General features: G+C 70.5%; 25 protein-coding genes and 1 pseudogene. 9 read left to right on the top strand and 17 right to left on the bottom strand.

The window, feature by feature from the left end; all coding sequences use genetic code 11:
* Window positions 1–423: 423 nt before the first annotated feature.
* The gene (locus Y09_RS15275; protein ID WP_053918725.1) at window positions 424–1,974 is read left to right on the top strand and encodes an alkaline phosphatase; all 1,551 of its coding nucleotides are present in this window, start codon (window positions 424–426) and stop codon (window positions 1,972–1,974) included.
* 21 nt (window positions 1,975–1,995) lie between these two features.
* Window positions 1,996–2,841, top strand: coding sequence for a polysaccharide lyase family protein (locus Y09_RS15270; RefSeq protein ID WP_053918724.1), 846 nt, complete (start codon window positions 1,996–1,998; stop codon window positions 2,839–2,841).
* 54 nt (window positions 2,842–2,895) lie between these two features.
* Here Y09_RS15270 and Y09_RS15265 read toward each other — a convergent pair whose 3' ends face one another.
* The gene (locus tag Y09_RS15265) at window positions 2,896–3,615 is read right to left on the bottom strand and encodes a GAP family protein (RefSeq protein WP_053918723.1); all 720 of its coding nucleotides are present in this window, start codon (window positions 3,613–3,615) and stop codon (window positions 2,896–2,898) included.
* 255 nt (window positions 3,616–3,870) lie between these two features.
* Between Y09_RS15265 and rfbA the strand changes: the two genes are divergently transcribed.
* The 4 genes from rfbA (at window position 3,871) to Y09_RS15245 (ending at window position 8,569) form a co-directional block, all read left to right on the top strand.
* Complete coding sequence (rfbA, locus tag Y09_RS15260) at window positions 3,871–4,758, top strand: glucose-1-phosphate thymidylyltransferase RfbA (protein ID WP_053918722.1); 888 nt, start codon at window positions 3,871–3,873, stop codon at window positions 4,756–4,758.
* A gap of 153 nt (window positions 4,759–4,911) precedes the next feature.
* Window positions 4,912–6,066 carry an Abi family protein gene (locus tag Y09_RS15255; RefSeq protein WP_053918721.1) on the top strand — a complete coding sequence of 385 codons (1,155 nt, stop codon included), beginning with the start codon at window positions 4,912–4,914 and terminating at the stop codon, window positions 6,064–6,066.
* Window positions 6,067–6,131: 65 nt separating this feature from the next.
* Window positions 6,132–7,145, top strand: coding sequence for a dTDP-glucose 4,6-dehydratase (gene rfbB, locus Y09_RS15250; RefSeq protein ID WP_053918720.1), 1,014 nt, complete (start codon window positions 6,132–6,134; stop codon window positions 7,143–7,145).
* A complete protein-coding gene (locus Y09_RS15245) occupies window positions 7,142–8,569 on the top strand; it encodes a bifunctional dTDP-4-dehydrorhamnose 3,5-epimerase family protein/NAD(P)-dependent oxidoreductase (RefSeq protein ID WP_053918719.1) in 1,428 nt (475 codons plus the stop codon). The genes rfbB and Y09_RS15245 overlap by 4 nt, the downstream gene beginning before the upstream one ends.
* Before the next feature lie 28 nt (window positions 8,570–8,597).
* On the opposite strand, the gene Y09_RS15240 is transcribed toward Y09_RS15245, so the two are convergent.
* From Y09_RS15240 to Y09_RS15220, 5 genes are all read right to left on the bottom strand, one after another.
* Complete coding sequence (locus Y09_RS15240; protein WP_082358911.1) at window positions 8,598–9,473, bottom strand: M23 family metallopeptidase; 876 nt, start codon at window positions 9,471–9,473, stop codon at window positions 8,598–8,600.
* Between the two features lie 175 nt (window positions 9,474–9,648).
* Window positions 9,649–9,873: a hypothetical protein gene (locus Y09_RS15235; protein ID WP_053918718.1), complete on the bottom strand. Its 225-nt coding sequence runs from the start codon at window positions 9,871–9,873 to the stop codon at window positions 9,649–9,651.
* A 50-nt stretch (window positions 9,874–9,923) separates the two neighbouring features.
* Window positions 9,924–10,220: a DUF4235 domain-containing protein gene (locus Y09_RS15230; protein ID WP_053918717.1), complete on the bottom strand. Its 297-nt coding sequence runs from the start codon at window positions 10,218–10,220 to the stop codon at window positions 9,924–9,926.
* A 53-nt stretch (window positions 10,221–10,273) separates the two neighbouring features.
* Window positions 10,274–10,657, bottom strand: a complete 384-nt coding sequence (locus tag Y09_RS15225) for a DUF3618 domain-containing protein (protein ID WP_053918716.1) — start codon at window positions 10,655–10,657, stop codon at window positions 10,274–10,276.
* A 1-nt stretch (window position 10,658) separates the two neighbouring features.
* On the bottom strand, window positions 10,659–11,054 hold the full coding sequence (locus tag Y09_RS15220; RefSeq protein WP_053918715.1) for a phage holin family protein: 396 nt from the start codon (window positions 11,052–11,054) through the stop codon (window positions 10,659–10,661).
* A gap of 426 nt (window positions 11,055–11,480) precedes the next feature.
* Here Y09_RS15220 and Y09_RS15215 point away from each other — a divergent pair, with 426 nt between their 5' ends.
* A complete protein-coding gene (locus Y09_RS15215; RefSeq protein ID WP_053918714.1) occupies window positions 11,481–12,626 on the top strand; it encodes a YihY/virulence factor BrkB family protein in 1,146 nt (381 codons plus the stop codon).
* 95 nt (window positions 12,627–12,721) lie between these two features.
* On the opposite strand, the gene Y09_RS18025 is transcribed toward Y09_RS15215, so the two are convergent.
* The 10 genes and pseudogenes from Y09_RS18025 to Y09_RS15170 all read right to left on the bottom strand — a co-directional run bounded on the left by Y09_RS18025 (window position 12,722) and on the right by Y09_RS15170 (window position 21,602).
* A complete protein-coding gene (locus Y09_RS18025) occupies window positions 12,722–13,036 on the bottom strand; it encodes a hypothetical protein (RefSeq protein WP_053918713.1) in 315 nt (104 codons plus the stop codon).
* Window positions 13,037–13,216: 180 nt separating this feature from the next.
* Window positions 13,217–13,315, bottom strand: a pseudogene (locus tag Y09_RS18020) (CocE/NonD family hydrolase C-terminal non-catalytic domain-containing protein); the annotation flags it as partial.
* On the bottom strand, window positions 13,312–13,656 hold the full coding sequence (locus tag Y09_RS18015) for a hypothetical protein (protein WP_053918712.1): 345 nt from the start codon (window positions 13,654–13,656) through the stop codon (window positions 13,312–13,314). The pseudogene Y09_RS18020 and the gene Y09_RS18015, both read right to left, overlap by 4 nt.
* 143 nt (window positions 13,657–13,799) lie before the next feature.
* Window positions 13,800–14,903 (bottom strand): patatin-like phospholipase family protein, encoded by a 1,104-nt coding sequence (locus Y09_RS15200; RefSeq protein ID WP_234695764.1) that lies wholly within the window; start codon window positions 14,901–14,903, stop codon window positions 13,800–13,802.
* Window positions 14,904–15,394: 491 nt separating this feature from the next.
* Window positions 15,395–16,603, bottom strand: coding sequence for an LLM class flavin-dependent oxidoreductase (locus Y09_RS15195; RefSeq protein ID WP_053918710.1), 1,209 nt, complete (start codon window positions 16,601–16,603; stop codon window positions 15,395–15,397).
* Between the two features lie 79 nt (window positions 16,604–16,682).
* On the bottom strand, window positions 16,683–17,342 hold the full coding sequence (locus tag Y09_RS15190; RefSeq protein ID WP_053918709.1) for a methionine ABC transporter permease: 660 nt from the start codon (window positions 17,340–17,342) through the stop codon (window positions 16,683–16,685).
* Window positions 17,339–18,430 carry a methionine ABC transporter ATP-binding protein gene (locus Y09_RS15185; protein ID WP_053918708.1) on the bottom strand — a complete coding sequence of 364 codons (1,092 nt, stop codon included), beginning with the start codon at window positions 18,428–18,430 and terminating at the stop codon, window positions 17,339–17,341. The genes Y09_RS15190 and Y09_RS15185 overlap by 4 nt, the downstream gene beginning before the upstream one ends.
* Window positions 18,431–18,542: 112 nt before the next feature.
* Window positions 18,543–19,439 (bottom strand): MetQ/NlpA family ABC transporter substrate-binding protein, encoded by an 897-nt coding sequence (locus Y09_RS15180; protein WP_053918707.1) that lies wholly within the window; start codon window positions 19,437–19,439, stop codon window positions 18,543–18,545.
* 205 nt (window positions 19,440–19,644) lie between these two features.
* Entirely contained in the window at window positions 19,645–20,781 is a 1,137-nt protein-coding gene (locus tag Y09_RS15175) for a Gfo/Idh/MocA family protein (RefSeq protein WP_053918706.1), read from the bottom strand.
* The gene (locus Y09_RS15170; protein ID WP_053918705.1) at window positions 20,778–21,602 is read right to left on the bottom strand and encodes a sugar phosphate isomerase/epimerase; all 825 of its coding nucleotides are present in this window, start codon (window positions 21,600–21,602) and stop codon (window positions 20,778–20,780) included. Before Y09_RS15170 ends, Y09_RS15175 begins: the two co-directional genes overlap by 4 nt.
* Window positions 21,603–21,764: 162 nt before the next feature.
* Between Y09_RS15170 and Y09_RS15165 the strand changes: the two genes are divergently transcribed.
* Window positions 21,765–22,529 (top strand): TetR/AcrR family transcriptional regulator, encoded by a 765-nt coding sequence (locus Y09_RS15165; RefSeq protein WP_148639689.1) that lies wholly within the window; start codon window positions 21,765–21,767, stop codon window positions 22,527–22,529.
* 44 nt (window positions 22,530–22,573) lie between these two features.
* Here the strand turns inward: Y09_RS15165 and Y09_RS17355 are convergent, their stop codons facing one another.
* Window positions 22,574–23,152 (bottom strand): hypothetical protein, encoded by a 579-nt coding sequence (locus tag Y09_RS17355; RefSeq protein WP_148639688.1) that lies wholly within the window; start codon window positions 23,150–23,152, stop codon window positions 22,574–22,576.
* Between the two features lie 325 nt (window positions 23,153–23,477).
* On the opposite strand from Y09_RS17355, the gene Y09_RS15160 reads away from it, so the two are divergent.
* The gene (locus Y09_RS15160; RefSeq protein WP_234695763.1) at window positions 23,478–24,464 is read left to right on the top strand and encodes a formylglycine-generating enzyme family protein; all 987 of its coding nucleotides are present in this window, start codon (window positions 23,478–23,480) and stop codon (window positions 24,462–24,464) included.
* The last annotated feature ends 86 nt before the right edge of the window (window positions 24,465–24,550 follow it).

The following is a 24,550-nucleotide window of genomic DNA, read 5'->3' as shown; positions in this document are numbered from 1 at the left end:
GACGGTCTTGACATCAACGGTACAGTCGCGCGAGGCAGACCCGCCCGGGGCGGCGCTGCAGGGGGAGCGAGAGGGTGCGCGAGCGGCCTGAGCGGGTTCGCCCGAGTGGCCAGCGCTCGCCGGACGATTCCTCTCTGCGGACAGTTCTCTCGGGGTGACCCGCACCGGATCGTGCACCACCGGCGCGCAGGACGCGCAGCGTCGAGCTGACCGCCGCGTGACGACGTCGCCAGATCCTGACTGTCGGCCTCTTCTACGCCCACTACGGGATCGGCTGAGTCCTCCGGGGCCCTGAGCACGCTGTGTCGGGAATCGGGCGAGGCGTTGCGGGATCGTCCGACCGATGTTCGCCGCGATTCATCCCGAGTCCATCTGCGGCGGTGACGGTGAGGGAGCACCCCTGCCCCCCGACCGGGAGTCCCCATGTCCAGCGCGCCCACCGCCGCCCCCCTCAGCCGTCGCCGCCTGCTCCAGCTCAGCGGCGCCTCCGCCGCCATGCTCGCGCTCGGCATCGACGCCCCCTCCGTCGAGGCCGCGCCGCCGCCGGGGACCGAGGGGATGTTCTCCCTCGGCGTCGCCTCCGGCGCCCCGCGACCCGACGGGGCCGTGCTGTGGACCCGTCTGGCCCCCGAGCCGCTGGCCGAGGACGGCCACGGCGGGATGCCGCTGAAGGAGGTGACGGTGCGCTGGGAGGTCGCGACCGACGAGGACTTCCGCGGCATCGTCGCCCATGGCAGGGCGCTCGCCCAGCCCGGCCTCGCCCACTCCGTGCACCCGCGCGTCGAGGGGCTCGAGCCCGGCACCGAGCACTTCTACCGCTTCCGGGCGGGTCGCGAGCTCAGCCCCGTCGGCCGCTTCCGCACCCTGCCCGGTGCGGGCGAGACCCCGGAGTCGTTCTCCTTCGGGCTCGTCTCCTGCCAGGCCTGGTACCACGGCCACTTCACCGCCCACCGCCACCTCGCGGCGGAGGAGGACCTCGATCTGGTCGTCTTCGTCGGCGACTACATCTACGAGTACGGCATCACGGAGACGAACCTGTGGCGCCAGGGAGCCGAGGTGGGCGAGGCGCACCGGGTCGAGATCGAGACGCTCGAGCAGTACCGCCTGCGCTACGCCCTGTTCAAGTCCGATCCGCACCTGCAGGCCGTCCACGCCCGCGCCGCGGCGGTCGCCGTCTGGGACGACCACGAGGTGCAGAACAACTACACCGGCCCCCTCTCCGACACCGGCATCGGCGAGGAGGACTTCGCCCACCGGATCGCGGTCGCCTATCGCGCGTTCTACGAGAACATGCCGCTGGACGTCGCCGCGCTGCCCGAGGGCCCGGACACCGACATCACCGCCGGCTTCGACGTCGGCACGCTCGCCCGCTTCTCCCTTCTGGACTCCCGCCAGTTCCGCGACGCGGAGCCGGCCGATGCCGCCGAGCAGCAGCGCGAGGACCGCACCATCCTCGGCACCGCGCAGGAGGAGTGGGTCGGCGAACGGCTCGCGAGCTCCGAGGCGACCTGGAACCTGCTCGCCAACGGGGTGGTGCTGGTCCCGATCACCGAGGACCGCACCGACATGTGGGACGGCTACCCGGCGGCCCGTCGGCGTCTGCTCGCCCAGATGGCCCAGGCGCAGAACCCGGTGATGCTCACCGGCGACATCCACAAGCACGTCGCCGCCGAGATCCCCGCCGACCCCGACGACCCGGGCGAGGAGCGGCTGGGCGTGGAGCTGGTGTGCACCTCGGTCGCCTCCGACGGCGACGGCGCGAAGACCGACAGCGCCACCGAGGACTGGATCCAGCACGACTACGTGCAGCTCTACGACGGCCGACGCGGCTACGTCCACGTGCGCCTCACCCCCGAGGAGATGGTCTCCAGCTTCCACGTCGTGGAGTGGATCGAGTCCGACGACACCGCCCCGAAGCAGCTCACCGCCCGCTTCACCACCCCCGCGGGCGAGCCCCGCCTCATCCCGGCCTGAGCCGGACGAAGGAGCACCGCCATGAGCCCGCGCCCCGCCGTCGTCACCGGCCTCGCCGCCGAGCCCGCCCTCGTCGCGATCTCCCTGTCCTGGGACTCGCTCGGCTTCGACCCGCTGATCGACCACTACCGCGTCTACGGCCTCGCCGGCGAGACGGCCCCCGACACGGCCGACGAGTCCGCGCTGCTGGCCAAGACCGTCTATCCCCGCTTCCGGCACACCGGCCTCGACGTGGCCGGCGAGACCTGGACCTACGCGGTCCTCGCCGTCACCGACGCGGGGGAGCGGGGCGAGGCCTCCTCCCCGGTCACCGCCGACTCCGAGCCCTCGGTCACCGCGACCGGGACGCCGGTCGCGACCATCGGCGACTTCGACGGCCGCACCCTCGAGCACCTCCTCGCCCCCGCCTCCTACGCGCAGATCCCCGAGCGGTTCCCCGATGCGCTGATCGAGTACACGGACGGCACCGACGCACCGGGCGAGGCCTGGCCCTACCTGCTGCCCGGGCCGGGCGACGCCTGGGCGGGGAGCACGGCCTACCGCGCCCGCTGGACCGTGACGCTCGAGGGCGCGCCGAGCGAGGACCACGACCTGGCCCTCTGGCTCGTGGACACCACCCGCCTCGGAGGCCTGCTGCGCATCGCGGCGAACGGCGAGCACATCACCGCTCTCGAGCTGCCGATCGGCGCGACCCGCGGCTCCCGCGAGGGGGACGCGACCGTGCCCGGCACCCCGCTGCGCCGCGCCCTGCTCGAGCTGCCCGTCCCGGCCGCCGTGCTCCAGGCGGGACAGAACGTGATCGAGCTCGAGCTCGCCGAGGGCGGCTGGGTGGCCTGGGATGCGCTGGGGCTGTTCGCACGAGCGTGAAGCCGGGCCTGGCCGGTCGTCGCCCGCGGCGGCGCGGCCGGGCGCCGCATCCGCTCACCGCAGCATGATCAGCTGGCGCAGCCAGGGCACGTGCCCGCCCAGCAGAGCGACCGTCCCGTCGGCGAGCACGGCGAGGCCGGCCAGGGCGAGCACGGCCGCCAGCACCGCCTGCAGCATGCGCCGGCGCGGCGAGAAGACCTCGAGCACCCGCGCCACGACCTCCTCGTGGCGGCCGACGGCGGCGGCGACGATCACCGTCGCCAGCGGCAGCTGGTAGACGAGGTTCCACACCACCAGCAGCGCGATCCGCAGCGTGAGGTGCTGCTCCTGGGACGCCATCCCCACGGCGATCGTGAACGACGGATCGGCCAGCGCGGTCCCGGCGAAGGCCACCCCGCCCAGGACCAGCGGGACGGTGGCCAGGCGCTTCGGCGCGGCCCTCTCCTCGAGCGGCCCGTGCGGTCCGGGCGGCTGCGACGCGGCGCGGAACTGGTGCACGCCGAACCCGATCAGCGCCAGGCCCACGACCGCCTCGACTGCGCCGATCGCGTCGTTCGACTCCAGCACGGGATGCAGCCAGCGTCCCAGCAGGGTCAGCAGCGGGTGCAGCACCAGCGTCGCCGCCACCACGACCGCGACGTAGCCGGCGGAGAAGGCCAGCAGGTGCCGCATCGTGCCGCCGCGCAGCAGCATCCCCATCGCGAGCACCCCGCCGAGCACGTCCATCGTCACCACGGCGAGGCCGAGGAAGGCGAGGAGGCCGGCGAAGGTCATGGAGGCCAGCGTATGACGTGCCGGGGACCGGAACGACCGGGCGACCTGCACGGACCGGGTGTGGGCAGCCCCCCGGGCGATGCATCGGCGGACGTCCCCACAGGGTCTCCCCGGAGGCGTCGGACCTCCGTCCTCGGGGGCGCCCGCACGGCGTCCGAGAGGGCGCCGGCACCCGTCGTCCGCGCCGCCTGCCGTGTCGGCCACATCCCGCGGAACGGACGAAGGATTCCGCCCCTCGCCTGCCAGAATGGGCACATGCGCGGAATCATCCTGGCGGGCGGCACGGGCTCCCGGCTGCACCCGCTCACCCTCGGCGTCTCCAAGCAGCTGATGCCCGTCTACGACAAGCCGATGATCTTCTACCCGCTGAGCACCCTGATGCTCGCGGGGATCCGGGAGATCCTGATCATCACCACCCCCGAGGACCAGGCCGCCTTCCAGCGCGTCCTCGGCGACGGCTCCCGCTTCGGGATCGAGCTCGAGTACACCGTCCAGCCTTCCCCGGACGGCCTCGCCCAGGCGTTCGTGCTGGGGGAGGAGTTCCTGGACGGGCAGCGCTGCGCGCTGATCCTCGGCGACAACCTCTTCTACGGCCAGGGCATGGGCACCCAGCTGCGCCGCTACGCGGAGGTCGACGGTGCCGCGGTGTTCGGCTACTGGGTCAGCGACCCGCGCTCCTACGGCGTGGTGGAGATGGGCGAGGACGGCCGCGCGCTCTCCCTCGAGGAGAAGCCCGCCGTGCCCCGCTCGAACCTCGCCGTGCCGGGCCTGTACTTCTACGACCACACCGTGGTCGAGCGGGCGAAGGCGCTGCGGCCCTCGGCCCGCGGCGAGCTGGAGATCACCGACCTGAACCGCGGATACCTCGAGGACGGGCAACTGCAGGTCGAGGTGCTCACCCGCGGCACCGCCTGGCTCGACACCGGCACCTTCGACGACCTCGCCGCGGCCGGCGAGTTCATCGCCACCGTCCAGAAGCGGCAGGGCCTGTCCATCGGCTCCCCCGAGGAGGTCGCCTGGCGGATGGGCCACCTCTCCGACGAGGAGCTGCGCGAGCGGGCGCAGCCCCTGGTCAAGTCCGGCTACGGCCGCTACCTGCTCGACGTCCTCGACCGCGAGACGACCCCCGGAGGTTCCTTATGACGGGGGAGACGCTCGTGACCTCGAGAGAGGCTCTCCGAGCCAGACGCAGAGCAAAGCCCCGGCGACGTGCGCTGAGCGCAGAGGTCGTACCGGGGCATCTGCGTCCACTATAGGGGGTATCGGGTCCGATGGCGAGAGTGAGGGGATGAGCACGTGACCGACACGATGGCCGCTGCGGTCAGAGACGGGATCACCGACGTCAGGTTGGCGACGTATCTCCAGGAGGTCGACGGCGATCTCGAACGGGCCTTGGAGCTGTACGACTGGAACGGCCGTATGGCGGCGGAGTGCTTCGTCGCCATCGGCCATCTGGAAGTGCTCATGAGGAACGCGATCGATCACGCGCTCCGGACTCTGGCTCACGAGGATACCCGGCGTGTTCCGTGGTACCTGCAGCGCGGGGTGAAGCTCGAGAGCAGCGTGCGCAACGAGATCGAGAACGTGAGGGACCGGCTCGTCGGCCTGGATCGCTCCGACTCACGGGACAACCTGATCGCCAATCTCAGCTTCGGGACGTGGACACAGCTCCTCGGCGCGAAGCATGACGAACTGTGGAACCGGGGTCTGCGCACGGCCTTCCCGAATGCCATGAATCGCAAACAGGTCCATGAGCTGGCGGAGGCGATCCGGAGGACTCGCAACAAGGTCGCGCACCACAACTACCTGCGCACGATGGACGTTCCGCACGCCATGGACCAGGTGTTCCAGCTCGCCGAGCTGATCTCGCCGGAGTATGCGCGGTGGATGAAGTCCCGTTCGTCATGGCAGGAGACGTTCTCCGCCTGTCCCAGGATCGAGGTCGACACCGTCGTCGTCGCGGCGAATGTCGCGTGGGATGTTTACGAGCATTGCGGGATCTACGTCTGTCGTGTCGGACGGTATTTCCGAGACGTCGAACAACTCGCGTTCTACGAGAGCCAGTCGATCCGACGGCAGTTCCCCAGGATCATCCACAGGTTCGACGAGGTGGAATGGAGTACGGCGGAGGCGGAACGACGCAAGGGATCCGCCGACGTCCTGGACCAGAAGCTCGGGCGCGCCATGCAGAAGGCATTGAGCGACGAAGGCACGGATCTCGCACAGGGATGGGGTTCGGACGTCTACCAGGTCTTCCTGCTCACCCCATCACGGCCTAGGCAGCACGGTGACGACGGACACCGGGTGAGGTCGACCGACATCCCGCATCTCAGGACGGGGCGAGGGTCCGCATTCACCCAAGGCCAGCGGTATGTCTCTCTGCATCGACTGCTGGGTGCGTCGTCGACCGATGATGTCGTGGTGAGCCGAACGGATATGGACGGTGCCTGAAAGGCCTCAACCCCATTTCCTTCGTAGCCCTCACATTAGCCTCTTCGGAAGGAGCATGCTCTGATATGTCCCCCCACCTGCTCGTCACCGGCGGCGCCGGCTTCATCGGCAGCAATTTCGTTCACCACGTCCTCGCGCACAGCGATGCGCGCGTGACCGTGCTGGACAAGCTCACCTACGCCGGCTCCGCCGCCTCCCTCGCGGGGCTCCCCGAGGACCGGGTGCGCCTGGTCGAGGGCGATGTCGCCGATGCGGCGCTGGTCGAGGAGCTCGTCGCGCCGCTGACCGGCGAGGGCGACGTGATCGTGCACTACGCCGCCGAGTCCCACAACGACAACTCCCTGGCCGACCCGTCCCCGTTCCTGCACACCAACCTCACCGGCACCTTCACCCTGCTGGAGGCGGCGCGGAGGCACGGCACCCGCTACCACCACATCTCGACCGACGAGGTCTACGGCGATCTCGCGCTCGACGACCCAGAGCGGTTCACCGAGACCACCCCGTACAACCCCTCCAGCCCCTACTCCGCCACCAAGGCCGGCAGCGACCTGCTGGTCCGCGCCTGGGTGCGCTCCTTCGGGGTGCAGGCCACGCTCTCGAACTGCTCGAACAACTACGGCCCCCGCCAGCACGTCGAGAAGTTCATCCCCCGCCAGATCACCAACCTGATCGACGGGATCCGCCCCCGCCTCTACGGGAAGGGCGAGAACGTGCGCGACTGGATCCACGCCGACGACCACTCCTCCGCGGTCCTGACGATCCTGGAGAAGGGCCGGATCGGGGAGACGTACCTGATCGGCGCCGACGGGGAGAAGAACAACCTCGAGGTCGTGCAGATGCTGCTGCAGCTGATGGGGCGGGAGGCCGACGACTTCGACCACGTCACCGACCGTCCCGGCCACGACCTGCGCTACGCGATCGACTCCACCAAGCTGCGCGAGGAGCTCGGCTGGGCCCCGGCCTACCCGGACTTCGCCGCCGGCCTCGCCGCGACCGTGGACTGGTACCGGGACAACGAGGACTGGTGGCGCCCGCAGAAGGCCGCGACCGAGGCGAAGTACGCGCAGGTGGGCCAGTGACCGCGCTGCCCGTCGTCCACGAGACTCCGATCCCCGGACTGCTCGTCGTGGACCTGCCCGTCCACGGGGATGCGCGAGGCTGGTTCAAGGAGAACTGGCAGCGCGAGAAGATGCTCGCCGCCGGGCTGCCGGACTTCGGCCCCGTCCAGAACAACATCTCCTTCAACCAGGCCCCCGGCGTCACCCGCGGCATCCACGCCGAGCCCTGGGACAAGTACATCTCCGTGGCGACCGGGCGCGTTTTCGGCGCCTGGGTGGACCTGCGCGAGGGCGACTCCTTCGGCGCCGTCCACTGGCAGGAGATCACCCCCGAGGTCGCGATCTTCGTGCCCCGCGGGGTGGGCAACGCCTTCCAGACCCTCGAGGCGCCCTCGGCCTACACCTACCTCGTCAACGACCACTGGTCCGCCTCCGCGCAGTCGCAGTACACCTTCCTGAACCTCGCCGACGAGACCGTCGCGATCCCCTGGCCGATCCCGCTCGCGGAGGCCGAGCTCTCCGCGAAGGACCTGGACCACCCGCGCCTGGCGGACGTCGCCCCGGTCCCGCCGCGCCGCACCCTGATCGTCGGCGCGAACGGTCAGCTGGGGCGCGCGCTCGCCGCGCGCTGGCGCGGGCGGGCCGACGTGGACCTCGTCGGCCGCGACCGCCTGGACCTCGCCGCGGCGGAGTCGGTCGCCGCCTTCGACTTCCGCCCCTACGGCACGATCATCAACGCCGCCGCGCACACCGCCGTCGACGCCGCCGAGACCCCCGAGGGCCGGGCCGAGGCCTGGGCCGTGAACGTCGACGGCGTCGCCCGGCTCGTCGAGGCCGCCCGCGCCCAGCGCGCCGCCCTCGTGCACGTCTCGAGCGACTACGTCTTCGACGGCACCGCGGAGGTCCATGACGAGGCGGAGCCGCTGACCCCGCTCGGCGTCTACGGGCAGACCAAGGCCGCCGGCGACCGGCTGGTGGCGACCCTGCCGGAGCACTTCGTGCTGCGCACCAGCTGGGTGGTGGGGGAGGGGAAGAACTTCGTCGCGACCATGGCGAGCCTCGCCGAGCGCGGCATCGACCCGAGCGTTGTCGACGACCAGATCGGCCGCCTGACCTTCACGGACGACCTCGCCGCCGCGATCGAGCACCTGCTCACCGCCCGTCCCGGGCCCGGGGTGTACAACCTCAGCGCCGGCGGGGAGCCGACGAGCTGGGCCGGGATCGCGCGCCAGGTGTTCACGCTGACCGGCCACGACCCGCAGCGCGTCACCCCGGTGCCGACGGCCGAGTACTACGCCGCCCAGGGGAGGGCCGAGGGCGACGGCACCATCGCGCCGCGCCCCCGCAGCTCGGTGCTGGACCTCGCGAAGATCGAGGCGACCGGCTTCGTCGTGAGGGACCAGGCCGAGGCGCTCGCCACTCATCTGGGAGTCGTCGCCCGCTGAGCCGGGGCCGGCGGGCACCGCGCCGGCATCAGCGGGCGGCTTCCTCCGCGACTGCGGTGAACAGCTCCTCGTTCGCAGGCACCCCGGTCCGCACCGCGCCCTCCTCGTCGAGATAGCGCCAGGTGAACGGCACACCCTTCGCAGTGGTGATGTCGGGCCCGTCCATGAGCTGGACGTGGACGTGCGGATCGGAGGAGTTGCCGGAGTTACCGCACTGCCCGAGCACCTGACCGGCCCGCACCCGCTCACCCGCCTGCACCGTGGGCGAGCCGCGCCGGAGATGGGCGAGCACCGCGACCGTCCCGGCAGGGACGTCGGACCCGTCGCCGTCGTGGGCCGCTCGGCTCCGGGCCGCGCGCACCATGACGTGGTTGCCCAGCAGGTGCCGCGGCGAGCCGAGGCTGCGCACGAATCCCTCGAGCAGCAGGTACGCGATGCCGGGCAGGGAGAGGCGGCTGAGATGGTCGCGGCTGGTGCCGTGCACAGCGATCACCTCCCCGTCGAACGGGGCGAGCACCTCCTGCCCGAAGGACGGGAACCCCTCGGGCTGACGCATCGGCGCCCAGAGCGGATCCAGGGCCCGGGGCGAGGCGCCCTCGGGCTCGTGGGTGATGTCCAGGGCGTAGGTCTGCGCGAGATGATGGGTGTGAGACGGGACCGATGAGGCGGGGGAGTTCAGGCCGCGCCACCGCCCGCGCACCGGCACCGCGACCGGCACCGGGTTCTGCTCCTGCGAGGGGCGCTGGAGGCGGGTCTGCAGGAACTGACCGACCAGGCCCAGCACGACGAGCGCGACCCCCAGCAGATAGAAGACGTCGATCCCGCGGCCCAGCGAGACCGTCAGGATGATCAGGAGCGCACCGAGCGCGAGCGCCGGCCCGGACAGTCGCAGCACGGAGGACATCGAGGAACCTTGCCGGTGAGGGGGGCGGAGATGCACCCACAGTACGCACTGCCGGCCTGGTCCGTCCCGGGTCTTCCGCGACCGCTCAGAGGGGCCTCGCCGCCGGGGCCTGCAGTGTCGGGCTCAGGCGGCGCGGACCCCCGGCCGGCCCGACGGCCCCGGGGCGACCGACGGGTCAGTGCCCGTAGCCGCTTCCCGGCTCGGTCCGCTCCTCCGCATCGATCTCGTCCTGCTGCGCCTCGATGATGCCGTCGTGCTGCTCGGCCTCCTCGCGGGAAAGCCTCTTGGTGCGCTCGTCGACGAGATCCTCGATCTCGTCCGTCGACGAGCTCCCCTCCCCCTGGTCCTCCGGGTTGGGGCGCGCCTCGTCATCGGGGTCGTGCATCGGTGTGCTGGTCATCTCGGTACCTCGTCTCCGGGTCGATCGGTCCGGTGGTGTCTCCGGACGGGTCAGTCGCCGGGCCATTCCCCGAACGTCTTCTCGAAGGCTCGGGCGCCGCCACGGTCCACGAGCGCCTTGACCGTCGCGTAGATCGCGCCCTGGAGCGCGGCGGCGATGAGGATCTCCCGCAGCGGGAACTCGGACTCGAGCGCCTTGGGGGTGTCCTTCGATCGTGAGGGAGAGGCGACCTTCCAGAGCTGCTTGAACAGCACCCCGGAGAGGGCGCCGCTGAGGATCCCGCTCGCCAGGCCGACGGGCCGGTAGAGGATCTTCGCGGACGTGCTGGTGGTCTTCCGATGGGCCATGAGGTGCTCCTTCGTGCAGTGCAGTGTGGCGGGCCCGGCCGGGAGGGGCCGGGTCAGCGCCGACGGGTGATCAGCAGGCCGACGGCGGCGAACACGGTCGCGCCGGCGACCGCGGCGAGCAGCGCCGGGACGGGGCTGCGCGGGTCGGCGGCTGTGTGCCGGGCGTGGGCGAGCGTGGACCGTGCGCGCTCGCGGGCGTGGTCGACCTGCTCACGGGCGCGGTGCGTGAGCCGGCTGATCTGCTCATCGGCCTGCGCCTTCGGGTCGAGCTTGTCGGAGAGGGCCTCGACCGTCTCGCCCAGCTCGCGGCGGGTGCGCGCGATGTCGGCCTCGATCTCGTCGGGGCTCGCGTCGTCGGCCGGTTCGCGGGGTTCGCCGGCGCCAGGGTTCACGCGGGCGTTCTCGTCCTGGCCGTGCCTGGCAGCTGAGTGGGACATGTCAGATCCGCTCCTTGATCTCTCGGGCGTCGCGGCGCACGGTCTCGACCGTGCGCTCCGGCGCGGGGGTGAGGCCCTCGGCCTTCTTCTTGCCGAGCAGCGCGGCGATCCCCGCGGCGATGAACACGGCGACGGTCACGATCAACGCCGCGGCCCAGGCCGGCAGGAACAGCGCCAGGACCAGGATCAGCGTGGCCAGGAGCGTGCCGACGCCGAACCAGGCGAGGATCGCACCCGCGCCGAACAGCCCGGCGGCGGTCCCGCCCTGCTTGGCCTTCTCGGTGTACTCGGCGCGGGCGAGCTTCAGCTCGTCCCGCACCAGCCGTGCGGTCTGCTCCGAGAGCCGATCCACCAGATCGGCGATGGAGGGCTCCCCTGGGGGTCGAGAGGTGGTCACAACGTGCTCCCTTCGCAGTGTCCGCGGCGCCCGCCCGGAGCGGGGGCCGCGGTGCGGGGCCGGGGCGAGGCGCGCCCGGCCCGTCAGTGGTACTGGCCACAGCTTAGGGACGTCACGGTCCGCTCAGCCTGGAGCCGGCCGGGACGGGCCGCAGGGACCCACAGCATCCGGCGCTCACCTGCGACGCTGCGGCGAACGCAGGCATCTTGTGAAGGAACCCGACCGGACGGTCACGGTGGTCGCACCGCGCCCCACCTGCGGGTGCGCTCGCTTGCGCGCCGTGGCGCCGCCCAGGACGTGCCCGCAGCGCCGATCGCGTGGTCTGATCGTTTCAGGAGTGCGGGCGCCCCGCTGCGGGCCTCGAGGGGCCTGTGCGGGTCCCGCTAGGGCTCGGCCCGCGCTCGTGAGCAGGAAAGAGGAGCGAGCATGACCGCGAAGAGCACCGAGCCCGACGCCCACCCCGCCGACGCACCCGACCCGGAGGATCCCCGCAAGCCGGACTCGCCTGCGGAGGTGACCGCACCGTCGTGGAAGTACGTGCTGCGCACCACCATCCGAGAGTTCTCGGCCGACGCCTGCACCGACCTCGCCGCGGGCCTGACTTACCGCGCTGTCCTGTCCATCTTCCCCGCCCTGATCGCGCTGGTGTCGATCCTCAGCCTCTTCGGGCAGGACGAGCAGTCGGTCACCTCGGTGCTCGACCAGGCAGAGGGCATCGTGCCGCCCGACGCCTGGGAGACGGTGCGCCCCGCGCTCGAATCGATCCTCACCGCGCCCGCCGCCGGGCTCGGCCTGATCATCGGCCTGATCACGGCGCTGTGGTCGGCCTCGACCTACACCAAGGCCTTCGGCCGGGCGATGAACATCATCCACGACGTGCCCGAGGGGCGCGGGGCGATCACGCTCAACCTGCAGATGTACCTGCTGACCGCGCTGTTCCTGATCCTCGGTGCGGTGGGTCTGCTGATCTTCGTGCTCTCCGGGCCCGTCGCCGAGGCCGTGGGCAGCGCCATCGGCCTGGGCTCGGTCGCCGTGACGGTGTGGAACATCGCGAAGTGGTTCGTGCTGGCCGCGATCGTGGTGCTGGTGGTGGCGCTGCTCTACTACGCGACGCCCAACGTGCAGCAGCCCCGGTTCCGCTGGGTCAGCCTCGGTGCGCTGATCGCGATCGCCGTCGCCGTGCTCGCGAGCGTCGGCTTCTTCCTCTACGTCTCGAACTTCGGCAGCTATGACGCCACCTACGGCGCGCTGGCCGGCGTGATCATCCTGCTGTTGTGGATCTACCTGATCAACGTGATCCTGCTGTTCGGGGCCGAGGTGGACAGCGAGATCGAGCGGGGCCGCGAGCTGCAGGCCGGGATCCCGGCCGAGGAGGAGCTGCAGCTGCCGCCCCGGGACACCAGGGCCAGCGACAAGAGGGCGAGGAAGTACGCCGAGGACGTCGAGCGCGGACGCAACCTGCGCGAGAGCGCCGGCCGCAGCCAGGAGGACCCGGCCGCGGCCCGCGACGGCGAGCGTCGCGGGGGGTCCGACAGCGATCGCCGGCACCGGCGCCACGACGGATCACGCTGACGGGCACGGCGCTGCGGTGCAGGCCACGACCACCGCCCGCATCGGCCGAGTCGGGCCGGTCGCCGCCGCGCCGCGAGGGCGCCGCGACCCGCGCCTCACACCAGGTCCCGCGGGATCCGCCGCGACCAGCTCTGCGAGTGCACCCGCGGATCGCCCCGCTCGGCATCCAGCTCGTGCGCGTCCAGCTGGGCGTCGATCACGAACTCGGTGGGGGTGGAGGTGAGGATCGTGCGCGTCGTGATCAGCGCGCCCCAGTCCTCCCGCTCCACCCGGCGCACGGTGCGGGTCTCCCCGCGCACCGAGGTCACGTCGTTCCAGCGGAAGCTGTACCACTCGTCGGTCGCGCGGCGGATCCGGCTGCCGGTCTCGTCGATCAGGAACTCGCCCTGGTCGTTGACCACCTCGAGCACGGACTCGTCGGTCGCCAGATCGCGCGTGACCCGCCAGTGGTGCGCGCCGGGGGCGAGATCGGTGACGGCCGGAGGCTCGGCGGCCTCGGGCTCGCCGAACTCGTGCAGGTGCGCATCCTCCTCGCGGGGTGGCCGGACGGGCAGGAGCAGGCGGCTCGTGCCGGTGGTCAGCGTGACCGTCGCGGCATCCGGCGCGGGCCAGATCAGCGGCCAGTACGAGGTGGAGACCGACAGGCGCAGCCGGTGCCCGGCGGGGAAGGACTGGGCGACGCCGTTCAGCGGCAGCGCTGCTGCTCGAGGCGGCTCCAGTACTTGTGCTCGCTCTTCAGCAGGCTCTCGAGCGACGGCGCGGGCAGGCCGTTCTCCGCCGCGAGCACCATGGCGAGCACGCTGACCGGGAAGTCCCAGTGCGCGATGATCGCGTCGATGCTGCCGTCGAAGGCGTCCAGCTCCGCGCGCGCGTCATGGAGCACCTGGTCGAAGTCGAGGTCCGTCGTGTTCACCAGGGTCTCGTAGTCGAGCACGCCGTGGAAGGCGAGGTCCTCCGTGTTCCTGACGGTCTCGAGCTCACGGCGCTGCACGTCCGTCAGCCCCAGGACGAAGATGTTCTTCGTGTTCATGCGTGTGCTCCTCCGCGGGCCGGGATCGGGTGTGCCGGGGTCGGAGTTCCCCGGGCGGCCCGGGTGCCGCGACTGTTGCACGACGACCCCGTCGGGGCCCACGATGCGGGCCGATCGGTCGGACTCCGGCGCTGCGTGCCCTATCAGCTCCGGAACCGGGCCGTATACGCCGCGAAGTCCCACGGCTCCTGCCCGCGCTCGTCGCCGTCGAGGAACTCCGACGCGGCCTTGCGCCCCTTGCGGTAGAGCAGGTCGCGGTCCTCGTCGGAGAGGTCGAACTGGGTGGGGCGCACCGAGTCGGTGTCGATGAAGATGGTCCGCTCCACCGCATGCTGGGCGTCGATGTGCATCCGGTCGTAGAACCCGGTGACCGTGTCCACCACCGCCTTCCCGAAGGAGAGCGGGCCGCGGATCCGGTTGCGCTGGCCGAAGTCCGCCTCCGGCTTGGCCGAGAGCTTGATGCCGAAGGTGGGCCAGCGCGGCATCTCGCCGCCCGGCCGGTCGAACACCGAGACCGGGAAGTTCGAGAGCATCCCGCCGTCCACCAGGATCGCGCTGCCGCCCGCGGGGGACTTCCATCGCACTGGGCGGAAGAACAGCGGGATCGAGGACGAGACCCGCACCGCCTCCGCGATCCGCAGCCGTTCGGGGTCGCGCCCGAGCTCGGCCGCGTCGCGGGGCAGCAGCCGCAGCGTCCCGGCCGAGAGGTCCGAGGCGGTGACCACCAGGCGGTGACGGCGCGGATCGTCCCTGCTCACGTCCACCTCGGGATCGTCGATGACGAGGTCGCCGAAGGTGCCGGTGCTGCCTGCCGGGGCGTGCTCGGCGAGCTGCTGCTCGAGCCACTGCTGGAGGAAGTCGCCGCGGTGGATACCGTTGTGCAGCAGGATCGCGAGTCCCTTGCCGGGCAGGGTGCGGGTCCACCACGGCCCGTCCTCGAAGCGGCGGTAGTCGGTCGCGCGGAGGATCTCCACCATCGTCGCCCCGTCGATCCCCGACGCGGCGAGCGCGCCCGCGATCGCCCCGGCCGAGGAGCCCGCGACCCGGTGCACCCGGTAGCCGCGCTCCTCGAGCACCTCGATCGCGCCGGCCAGGGCGATGCCCTTGACCCCGCCGCCCTCCATCACGAGGTCGACGCGATGCGAGAGGTCCTCGCCGCCGGCGTGCGCAGAACTTTCCTCTCCCCCAGCGTGCGGGGCGGCGCTCGGCGCGGTGTCGGGCGACGCGGCAGGCTGCGGGGACGTCATGCCGCCAGGCTAGGGGAGAGGTGTGACGGCGAGCCCGCCGCGCCGACGGGCGGGCGGTCGTGGGCAGAGCCACGGAGCTGGGGGGCAGGCATGGGCGAATGACGCGCTCGAAAGCCCACGTTTTCTGACCCCGGCCGACAGTGCGACGGCGAGGCATGCAGATCCCTCGCCCGGACCGGAAGGTTTTGTGCCCGTGGCGACTCATGCCGGCCCGCACATGAGTCCTCACGGCAGCAAAAGCTCACCGGACCCGCGCCGGCGGTCGATTCCCGCCGCCGAGGCGTGGATATGTGTCGGAATGGGGCGGCGCTTTCCCGGCAGAAATCCACGCCTCGATTGCGCCCCGCCCGAACCCCGGTCCCGCCCGGACCACGCCCTCCCCGCACAAGGACCCGTCCGACGCCCTGCAGCGTCCTCCGCCCTGACAGGCCCTGGTTGCGGCACCCCGAGGTGGGGATACTGCGGTGAGCGAGGTCGCGGGTCCGGTCCGGCTACTGGCGGGACGCGGACGAGACTCCCGCGGAGGACGGCTCCGGTGCGTCGGGGACGCCCTCGCCAGCGGCGATCCGAGCCGCGAGCTCTGCGCCGCCGATCCAGCCGTCGGCCTCCCGCCGTTCCACCTCGGCCTTCACCAGCGGGATCACGTTCTCGCCGAATTCCTGCGCATCGGTGACGACGTCCTCGTAGCCGCGCACCCCGAAGATCTCGAACCCGAGGTCCACGTAGTCCATGAGCGCCCTCGCGACCGTCTGGTAGGAGCCGACCAGCGCGGTCGAGGACCCCGCGCCCCAGCCCACCTTCGCCGGTGCCGTCCACAGGGCGCGGTCCTGCAGATCGCCGCGCTCCGCAGCGGCGAGCAGCCGCTGGGACCCGGCGTTCTCGGGACCGCCCGAGGGGTTCTGCCGGTGGGTCTGGCCGGGTATAGCCCTCTGCTCGGCGCGAGTGCGCAGCCCCTCGAGGATCCGCTCGGCCCGCTCCCAGGCCTGGGCCTCGGTGGGAGCGATGATCGGGCGGAACGCGATCTGCCAGCGGAGAGGGCGTGTGCGCCCCTGGGCTCCGGCCTCCTCGAGGATTGCCCGTTGCAGCGCCCGGGTCTCGGCGAGCGGCTCGCCGAAGAGCGTGTAGATGTCCCCGAGTGCCGCGCCGGAGCGCCAGGCGGCGGGGGAGGAGCCGGCGAAGGAGACCGTGGGCCGCACCCCGCGCAAGGGCCGGATCGCGGAGTGGTGGCCGTCGAAGGAGTAGTAGGTGCCACGGTGGTCGAACGGCTCCTCCTCGCTCCAGGCCCGCAGCAGGATCCGGAGGTACTCGTGGGTGCGGGCGTAGCGGTCGTCCTTGCTGAGCCGGTCACCCTCCCGCGCCTGCTCCGCCTGGGACCCGCCGGTGATGAGGTGGACGGTCAGCCGACCGTCGCTGATGTGGTCCAGGGTGAGGAACTGCTTCGCCGCGACCGTGGGGAATACGGTGTTGGGCCGGTGGGCCAGGCGTAGCTGAAGATCGCTCGAGGCGATCGCCGCCGCAGTCGCCGCGGTGAGCGGATCGGGGGAGTCGGAGCCGTAGGCGAACAACAGGTGCTGGAAGCCTGACTCCTCGTGCACGCGCACCACCCGCCGAAGGTGCTCGAGATCGAACACCTCCGTGGTGCGCGGGCGCAGATCGGACTGGTCGTTGGTGGCGCCCATGCCGAGGAACTCGACGCTCATGGGATGGCTGCCTTTCGTCGGAGGGTTGTCGGAGTGTCATCGGTGGGGTGGCGGCGGGTCGTCTGCGGGGACGACGGGGTCAGCGGCGCAGGATCCGGCCCGCGAGCCAGTTGCCCAGGAGCTGTCCTGACTGCACGATCACGATGATGATCGCGACGGTCGCCCAGGTGGCCTGCTGGTTGAACTGCTGGTAGCCGTAGATGATCGCGAAGTTCCCCAGGCCGCCGCCGCCGATGTACCCGGCCATCGCGGACATGTCCACCACGGCGATGAACATGAAGGTGTAGCCCAGCACCAGCGGCGCGAGCGCCTCGGGGATCACCACCCCGAACAGCACGCTCAGGCGCCGAGCACCGGCGGCGCGCGCGGCCTCGACCACGCCGGGATCGACGGCCACCAGGTTCTGCTCGACCACGCGTCCGATCACCACGGCGGCCATGATGGTGATAGGCACGATCGCCGCCTCGGTGCCGAGGGTCGTCCCCGCGATCGATCGCGTCACGGGCGCGACCGCGGTGAGGAAGATGATGAACGGGATCGGCCGGATGATGTTGATCAGAAAGTTCGTGACGAGGAAGACCGGCCGGTTTGCGAAAAGGTTCCCGGGTCGGGTCGCGTACAGTGCGGCGCCGATCGCGAGGCCCACGATCCCCGAGATCGACAGGGCGACGGCGACCATGTAGACGGTTTCGCCGATCGAGCGAAGCAGGACCGGGGTCAGGGTCTCCCACTGGTTCATGAAGCCACCTCCTGCGTGGCCGTCGGGTCGTTGCCGGCGTCGGTCGCCGCCGTGCCGGCCCCCGCGGCGGCGGTGAGATGGCGGATCTCGGTGCGCTCGCCGATCTCGTCGATGATCCGCTCCAGCGCATCCCGATCTGTGTGCACGCGATAGGTCAGGGTGCCGATCTGGCGCCCCAGCACCTCCGTGATGCCGCCGTGGACCACCGCGTGTCGGGCGCGGTGGCGATGCAGGATCTCGCCCACGTCCTCGCTGGTGACGTCGCTTATCTCGATGCTCAGCAGCTCCCCTCCGCCGCGCTCGAGCGCGGTCAGCGTCTCGCCGGCGGGGACGCCCTGCGTGACCGCCTCGACGAAGCGCCGGGTGAGCGTGGCGCGTGGGTGGGCGAACACGCGGTAGGCGTCGCCGCTGTCGACCACCCGGCCGTTCTCCATCACCACCACCTGGTCGCACAGCTCATGCACGATCGATATCTGGTGGGTGATGACCACGATCGTGATGCCGAGTCGGCGGTTGATCTGCCGCAGGAGGTCCAGGACCTCGGCCGTGGTCTGTGGATCCAGGGCACTGGTGGCCTCGTCGGCCAGCAGGATCTCGGGATCGGTGGCGATCGCGCGCGCGATGCCGACCCGCTGCTTCTGCCCTCCGGAGAGCCGCCGCGGGTACTGCCCGGCCTTGTCGGCGATACCCACGAAGTCCAGCAGCTCGTCGACCCGACGGGTGCGCTCCTGCCTCGACCAGCCGGCGACCTTCAGCGGATACTCGACGTTCGCGCGCACGGTGCGCGAGCCGAAGAGGTTGAACTGCTGGAAGATCATTCCTACCCGGCCGCGCAGACCGCGCAGTGTGCCCTCGGAGGCGGAGCCCACGTCGACGCCGAGCACCTCGACGGTGCCCGAGGAGGGTTGCTCGAGCCCGTTGAGCAGGCGGACCAGGGTCGACTTGCCAGCCCCGGAGTACCCGATCATCCCCACGATCGAGCCCTTCTCGACGTCCACCGAGACGTCGTCCACGGCGGTCGTCGCCGCACTGCGGCGCGTACCGGGGAAGGTCTTGGTCACGTTCTTCAGAGAGATCACTGCGGGCATCGCGATATTCCCCTTCCGGGCCCGACCAGGCGGGCGGAGTTCTCGGAGCGGCGGCGGGCTCCTCGGTCCACGGGGACCCGCCGCGGAAGGCTGGACACGGAGGGCGGCGTGCTCAGCCCTCGGAGCCGCGCAGCTCGTCCTCGAGGCCGTGCAGGACCTCGGTGAGCTCGGGGCCCGTCCACTCGGTCTTGAACTTCAGGTTGCCCTGGTTCAGCTCGGTGACGGCCTCCTCGACCTCGGGGGAGTGGTAGGCGGCCACGAGCTTCTCCCAGCGAGGATCCTCCGCCAGCTCCTCACGAGTCACGAAGGCGTTGATGTAGGGGTCGAGCTCGGGATTCTCGAGGTCCTCCTCGAAGATGATCAGGTCATCGCCGAGGCCGCCCTTCTGCGCCTGGGTGTTGTTCACTATCGCCGCCTGGGCGCTGCCGTCCTTGAGGGCCGAGACGGTCTGGTTGGAGTCCACGGGGAGCAGCTCGACGCTCGACTCGGTGATCTCGTCCGGGGTGGACAGCGAGTTCCCGCCGTCCTGCAGGGCCAGCAGCCCGGCCGTCTGGAGGTTCAGCAGGCCCCGCGCGAGGTTGGTGGGGTTGTTGGGGATCGCGACGGTCGCGCCCTCGGGCAGCTCCTCGACGCTCGCGAACTCCTCCGAGTAGAGGGCCAGCGGGTACACGGCGGTGGCGCCGACGGGCACGAGGGAGCCGCCGTTGTTGACGTTGAACTGCGAGAGGAAAATCAAGTGCTGGAACAGGTTCACGTCCAGCGCGCCGTCCTGGACCCCCTGGTTCAGCTGGACCCCGTCGTTGACGGTCTGCACCTCGAGCTCGATGCCGTCCTCGGCGAGCCTGGTGCGCAGGAGCTCCCAGTGGGGCTCGTTGCCGTCGTCGGTGCCGATGACGATCCGTTCGGAGCCCCCGCCGTCCGCGCCAGAGGCGTCGGAGGAGCAGGCGGCGAGGGGGAGCGAGACGCTCGTGGCAAAGGCGGCGGCGAGGGCCGTTCGACGGGTGATCATGGGCCCACGATGGCGGCGCGCGGTGAGGGACGACAAGCGCTGTGACGACTTATGAAAAGCAAAGACATGGAGTGACATAAGTTTGTCTATGGGACTGTGGTCGAGGTCGCACATGCCGACGGCCCGGCGGTCTCTGCGTGGATCCGCAGAGGTCGCCGGGCCGTCGGGTCCGGAGCCGGGGGCTCGCCCCGATCAGGTCATGCGCTCAGAGCGTCTTCTCCAGCGGGTCGAAGCCCTCGGGCAGCACCGGCACGGTGTCCACCGACGACTCGACGTCCACGAACTCGCCGCGCTCGGCCGACTCCTCCGCGGAGAGCATGATGTCCAGCACGTGGTAGCCCACCTCGCCGCTCGCCACGTGCGGGCGACCGTCCTGGATGGCGCGGACCATGTCCAGCAGGCCCAGGCCGCGGCCGGTGACCGGGCCCTCCTGCTGGATCTCGATCCACTCCTGCTCGGGCGGGGCCTCGCCGAAGGACTCGAAGGGGCGCACGTAGGCGATACGGCCCTCGAACATGTTCGGGTCGGGGATCGAGAGCGAGCCCTCGGTGCCGTGGATCTCGACGATGCCCTGACGGGCCAGCGGCGAGTCGAAGCTGACCAGCGACGTGCCGGTCTGGCCGCCCTCGAACTGGGTGAGCACGGAGATGGTCGACGGCGGCTCGACGGGGAACTTCTGCCCCTTGTTCGGACCGACGAGGATCTCGCGCTCCTCCTGCGCCTTCAGACCCATCGCGGCGACCTTCTCGACGGTGCCGAAGAGGCTCACCAGGGTGGTGAAGTAGTACGGGCCGATGTCCAGCAGCGGGCCCGCGCCCTTGGCGAACAGGAAGGCGGGGTTCGGGTGGAAGACCTCCGGGCCCTGCCACTGCATGGAGGTCTGCGCGAACAGCGGGCGGCCGATGAGGCCGTCGAGGATCGCGCGCTTGGCGGTCTGCACGCCGGCGCCGAGCACGGTGTCGGGGGCGCAGCCGATGCGCAGCCCGGCCTCGTCGGCCTGCTTCAGCAGCGCGGCGGTGGACTCGCGGTCCAGGCCGAGCGGCTTCTCGGTCCACACGTGCTTGCCCGCGGCGATCGCCTGCGAGGAGATCTCCGTGTGCACGGCGGGGATGGTCAGGTTCACGACGACCTGCACGCCCGGGTGGTCCAGCACGTCCTGCGCGGTGCCGGAGGCGGGGATGCCGTACTTCTCGGCCTGGGCCGCGGCGACCTCGGTGTTGAGATCGCCGAGGATCAGGACCTCGAGGTCGGGGAAGGTGGTGAGGTTCGTCAGGTACTGGTCGGAGATGACTCCGGTGCCGATGAAGCCGACGCCCACGGGGCCGTTGAAAGGGGTGCTCATGCTGCGAGTCCTCCGTCGATCAGGAAGCGGTAGCTGTTCTCGACGTCCGCGAAGACGTCGCCGGGGGCGTTGTCGTACTCGATGACGGCGTACTTCACGTTCGTCGCCGCCTTCATCGCCTCGACGGTGGGCACCTCGCCCTGGCCGGCGTGGCGCTGGTCCAGGGTCGAGGAGCTGAACTTCGGGGCGCCGGGCGCGAAGGGGTTGGACTCGGGCTTGATGCCGTCCTTGACGTGGATCGCGACGAGGCGGTCGCCGAGCTCCTGCACCAGCGCGACGACGTCCTGGCCGCCGACGAGGGCCCAGTACAGGTCCAGCTCGATCTCCACCGACGGATCGACCAGCGACAGGAAGCGCTGGTAGGCGGTCTGGCCGTCGAAGTCCGCGAGGAACTCCTGGGCGTGGTTGTGGTAGCCGACCGCGAGGCCGAACTCCTCGGCCTTCTCGGAGGCGGCGTTGAGGCGCTCGGCGATGTCCTTCACGCCGTCCTCGGTGAGCCAGCGCTCGGTGGGGACCATCGGGTCGATGACGGTCTTCATGCCGATCTCGGCGGCGGCCTCGAACACGACCTCGTTGGAGGGGGTGGGGATGGAGCCGTCCGGGGTCCACAGCTCGTCGGAGAGCAGAGGGGCGTGGCCGGTGGGGGAGGCGAGGCCGGAGGCGTCCAGCGCCGCACGGATCTCCTTCGGGCGACGCACGAAGTCGAAGGCCTCGACGTTCTTCAGGCCGATGCCGGCGAGCTTGTCGAGGGAGCCGTTCATGTCTGCGGAGAACTCCGCGGCCAGCGTGTACAGCTGGACGGAGGCGAGGGGCAATGCCACGGGTGACCTGCTTTCGGTACGTCGTCGTCAGAGGGCGGGTCGCACTCGCCGGCCCGCGGCGCGCGAGGGGTGGGGCGGTGCGTGGGCGACAGCGTAGCACCAGATCCCACCAGTTGGAGGTTTTGTCTGGGATCGGCGTCCGACGGCGCATACTGTGGCGCCATGAGCACCGACGACGAGCCCGCCGAGGACCCCGCGAACCCTGCCGCGAGCTCCGAATCGAGCCCCGCCGGGAATCCCGCGACCTCGGCAGACCGCCCCGAGACCCCTGCCGACGACGCCGCCGGACCGGCCGGTCCGTCGGCCGCCGGGACGGCGCGGGCCCGCGGCATCGGCCGTCAGGGCTCCTACTCCAAGGGCATCGCGCGGCGGCAGGAGATCCTCGACCGCGCGATCGAGGTGTTCCGCGACCGCGGGGCCGACGGCACCTCGCTGCGCCGGATCGCCGAGGCCATCGGCGTCTCCCACGGTGCGCTGCTGCACTACTTCTCCTCCCGCGAGGAGCTGCTGGTCGCCGTCTACGAGCATGCCGAGCGCAGGCGCGACCTCGACCGGCTCGAGCGGGAGGGCCCGAGCGCCCTCGACGACGAGCGCGCCGTCGAGGTGATGGCGAACGCGGCGCTGGCGAACCTCGAGGTGCCCGGGCTCGTCCAGCTCTACTCGACGCTGGTGGCGACCTCGCTGGAAAGCGAGCGCGGGCCGGAGAAGGAGTTCTTCACCGCCCGCTTCGAGAACGTGCGCCGGGGCCTCGCGACCCGCCTGCGCGAGGACCAGGCCGCGGGCCGGGTGCGGGGTGACGTCGACCCCGAGCAGATGGCGGCGCTGATCGTCGCCGCCTCGGACGGCCTGCAGATCCAGTGGCTGCTCGAGCCCTCGATCCAGCTGCAGCAGACCCTCGAGCTGTTCGCGGTGCTGCTGGAGCCGTGAGGGCAGCGGGTGGCCCATGCGAATTCAGCAACTCGTGATTGAGCTTAGGGTGACTGGGTGGCATTGGTGCGCAGCCGTTCCTGTTCCACAAAGCCGAGCAGTATCTCATGGGCCATATTCTGTAGGTCAACGCCAGACGTTGCCACAAGGCTGTTGATGTCGATTAGAGGGAATGAATTCTCAAGATTGAGATCAGAGACGTAGGCCTTGGCTCCACCGCGGAGGTTGCCATTTCCCTCGAAGGAGTCGACGCTTAGGCCGATCGAGGCTGCCCCTTCGTCGAATCGGACGACTTTATATGTTGGCATTGAGCCATGCGCAAACTCGTTCCGCAAGAATGTGAGGAACTTGTATGCGTTCGTCCGATCGAATAGGTTAGCTAGTTTGTCGTATTCTTCCAACGGGGCGCTTGAGGTCATTCGTGACCTAACGCCCTCCATGTGGAGTTGAAGTTGGCGAGCGGCGATGAGGTGGCTACGCAGAAGGTGGTTCGATTCTGCAATAAAGAGCATTTTGCGTGCATCCACGACGGAGTTTGCGAGGGCGTGATCAATAAAGTCACGGTTGCCGCTATGGGCGAGGAGGTGTTCGTTGAAAACCCTCATGCTAAAGCTCACGGACACCTTCCCCTCCTCTATTAGCGAAAAGTCGTTGCGAGTTAGGCTTGGAGGGAGTCCAATGTTTTGTGATTGCATTGCGTGAATCCCGGGTTTCTGTTTTGTTCGCCGTGGAGAGTTGGTGTAGCGCGTGCTTTGAGGGGTGGGGTGAAAGCTGTTCAATCTATCATATTAAAGTAGCTTAGCCTGCCATGCGAGTAATGCCGAGTGTGTCACCCGGGAGTGGTCTGATCGTATCTGGCTGTAGGGTGACTGAGGTTGTCTGCCGCCACGCGGTAGGGTTGCTGACCAGTGCTGAACTGGGATCAGAATGCCGACAGGAGACTCGCCGATGTTCTGTAGCTGCGGTTGCGGTACCCCGAGTAGGGAGCAGCTGCTCACGGACCTCGCCGCGCCGGGTGCCTCCGAATCCTCGCGGTCCGGTGCAGGAGCGCACTCTATCGAGCAGATCGCCGTCCCCGCCGGCACCTTCACCATGGGCGACTCCTCCGGCGACAAGAACCGCGCCGACGGGGAGACGCCGCGCCACGAGGTCGCGCTCAGCGCCTTCGACATCGACGCCACGACCGTCACCAACGACGCCTTCGCCTGCTTCGTCGAGGAGACCGGGTACGTCACCGAAGCGGAGCACTTCGGCTTCTCGGCCGTCTTCCACCTCGCGCTCGCCGCGCCGGAGGAGGACATCATGGGTCCGGCCGACGGCACCCCGTGGTGGGCGGGCGTCACGGGCGCGGACTGGCGCCACCCCGGTGGCAGGCTCTCCGACCTCGACGGGCTCGGCGATCACCCCGTCGTCCATATCTCCTGGAACGACGCGATCGCCTACTGCGACTGGGCCGGGCGGCGCCTGCCCACCGAGGCCGAGTGGGAGTACGCCGCCCGCGGCGGGATCGACGGCGCGAAGTACCCCTGGGGCGATCAGGAGGTCGACGAGGGCGGCTGGCGCGCGAACATCTTCCAGGGCGAGTTCCCGCAGCAGAACACCGGCGAGGACGGCTTCCTCACCACCGCGCCTGTGCACAGCTTCGCCCCCAACGGCTACGGCCTCTGGCAGAGCGTCGGCAACGTCTGGGAGTGGTGCGAGGACCGGTTTCACCCCGCCACCTACCGCCGCGGCACCACTGCGGCCGAGCGCACGACGGTCACGGATCCCGTCGGCCCCGAGGACGGGCCCACCCGCGTCATGCGCGGCGGCAGCTACCTGTGCCATCTCTCGTACTGCAACCGCTACCGCAACTCGGCCCGCTCGCAGAACACGCCCGACTCCTCGATGGGCAACGCCGGGTTCCGCACGGTCTCGCGCCGTCGGGCGCAATGACGCCGAGCGCACGCCGGCGCCGGCCCGCCGTGATCATCCCGTGACAATCCTCCTTTCTGTCGAACTCTTGACGGAATAATTCGACC

The organism is Brachybacterium sp. SW0106-09 (genome assembly GCF_001293905.1).
Lineage (GTDB): Bacteria > Actinomycetota > Actinomycetes > Actinomycetales > Dermabacteraceae > Brachybacterium > Brachybacterium conglomeratum.
This window is presented reverse-complemented; position numbering and strand designations above follow the sequence as displayed.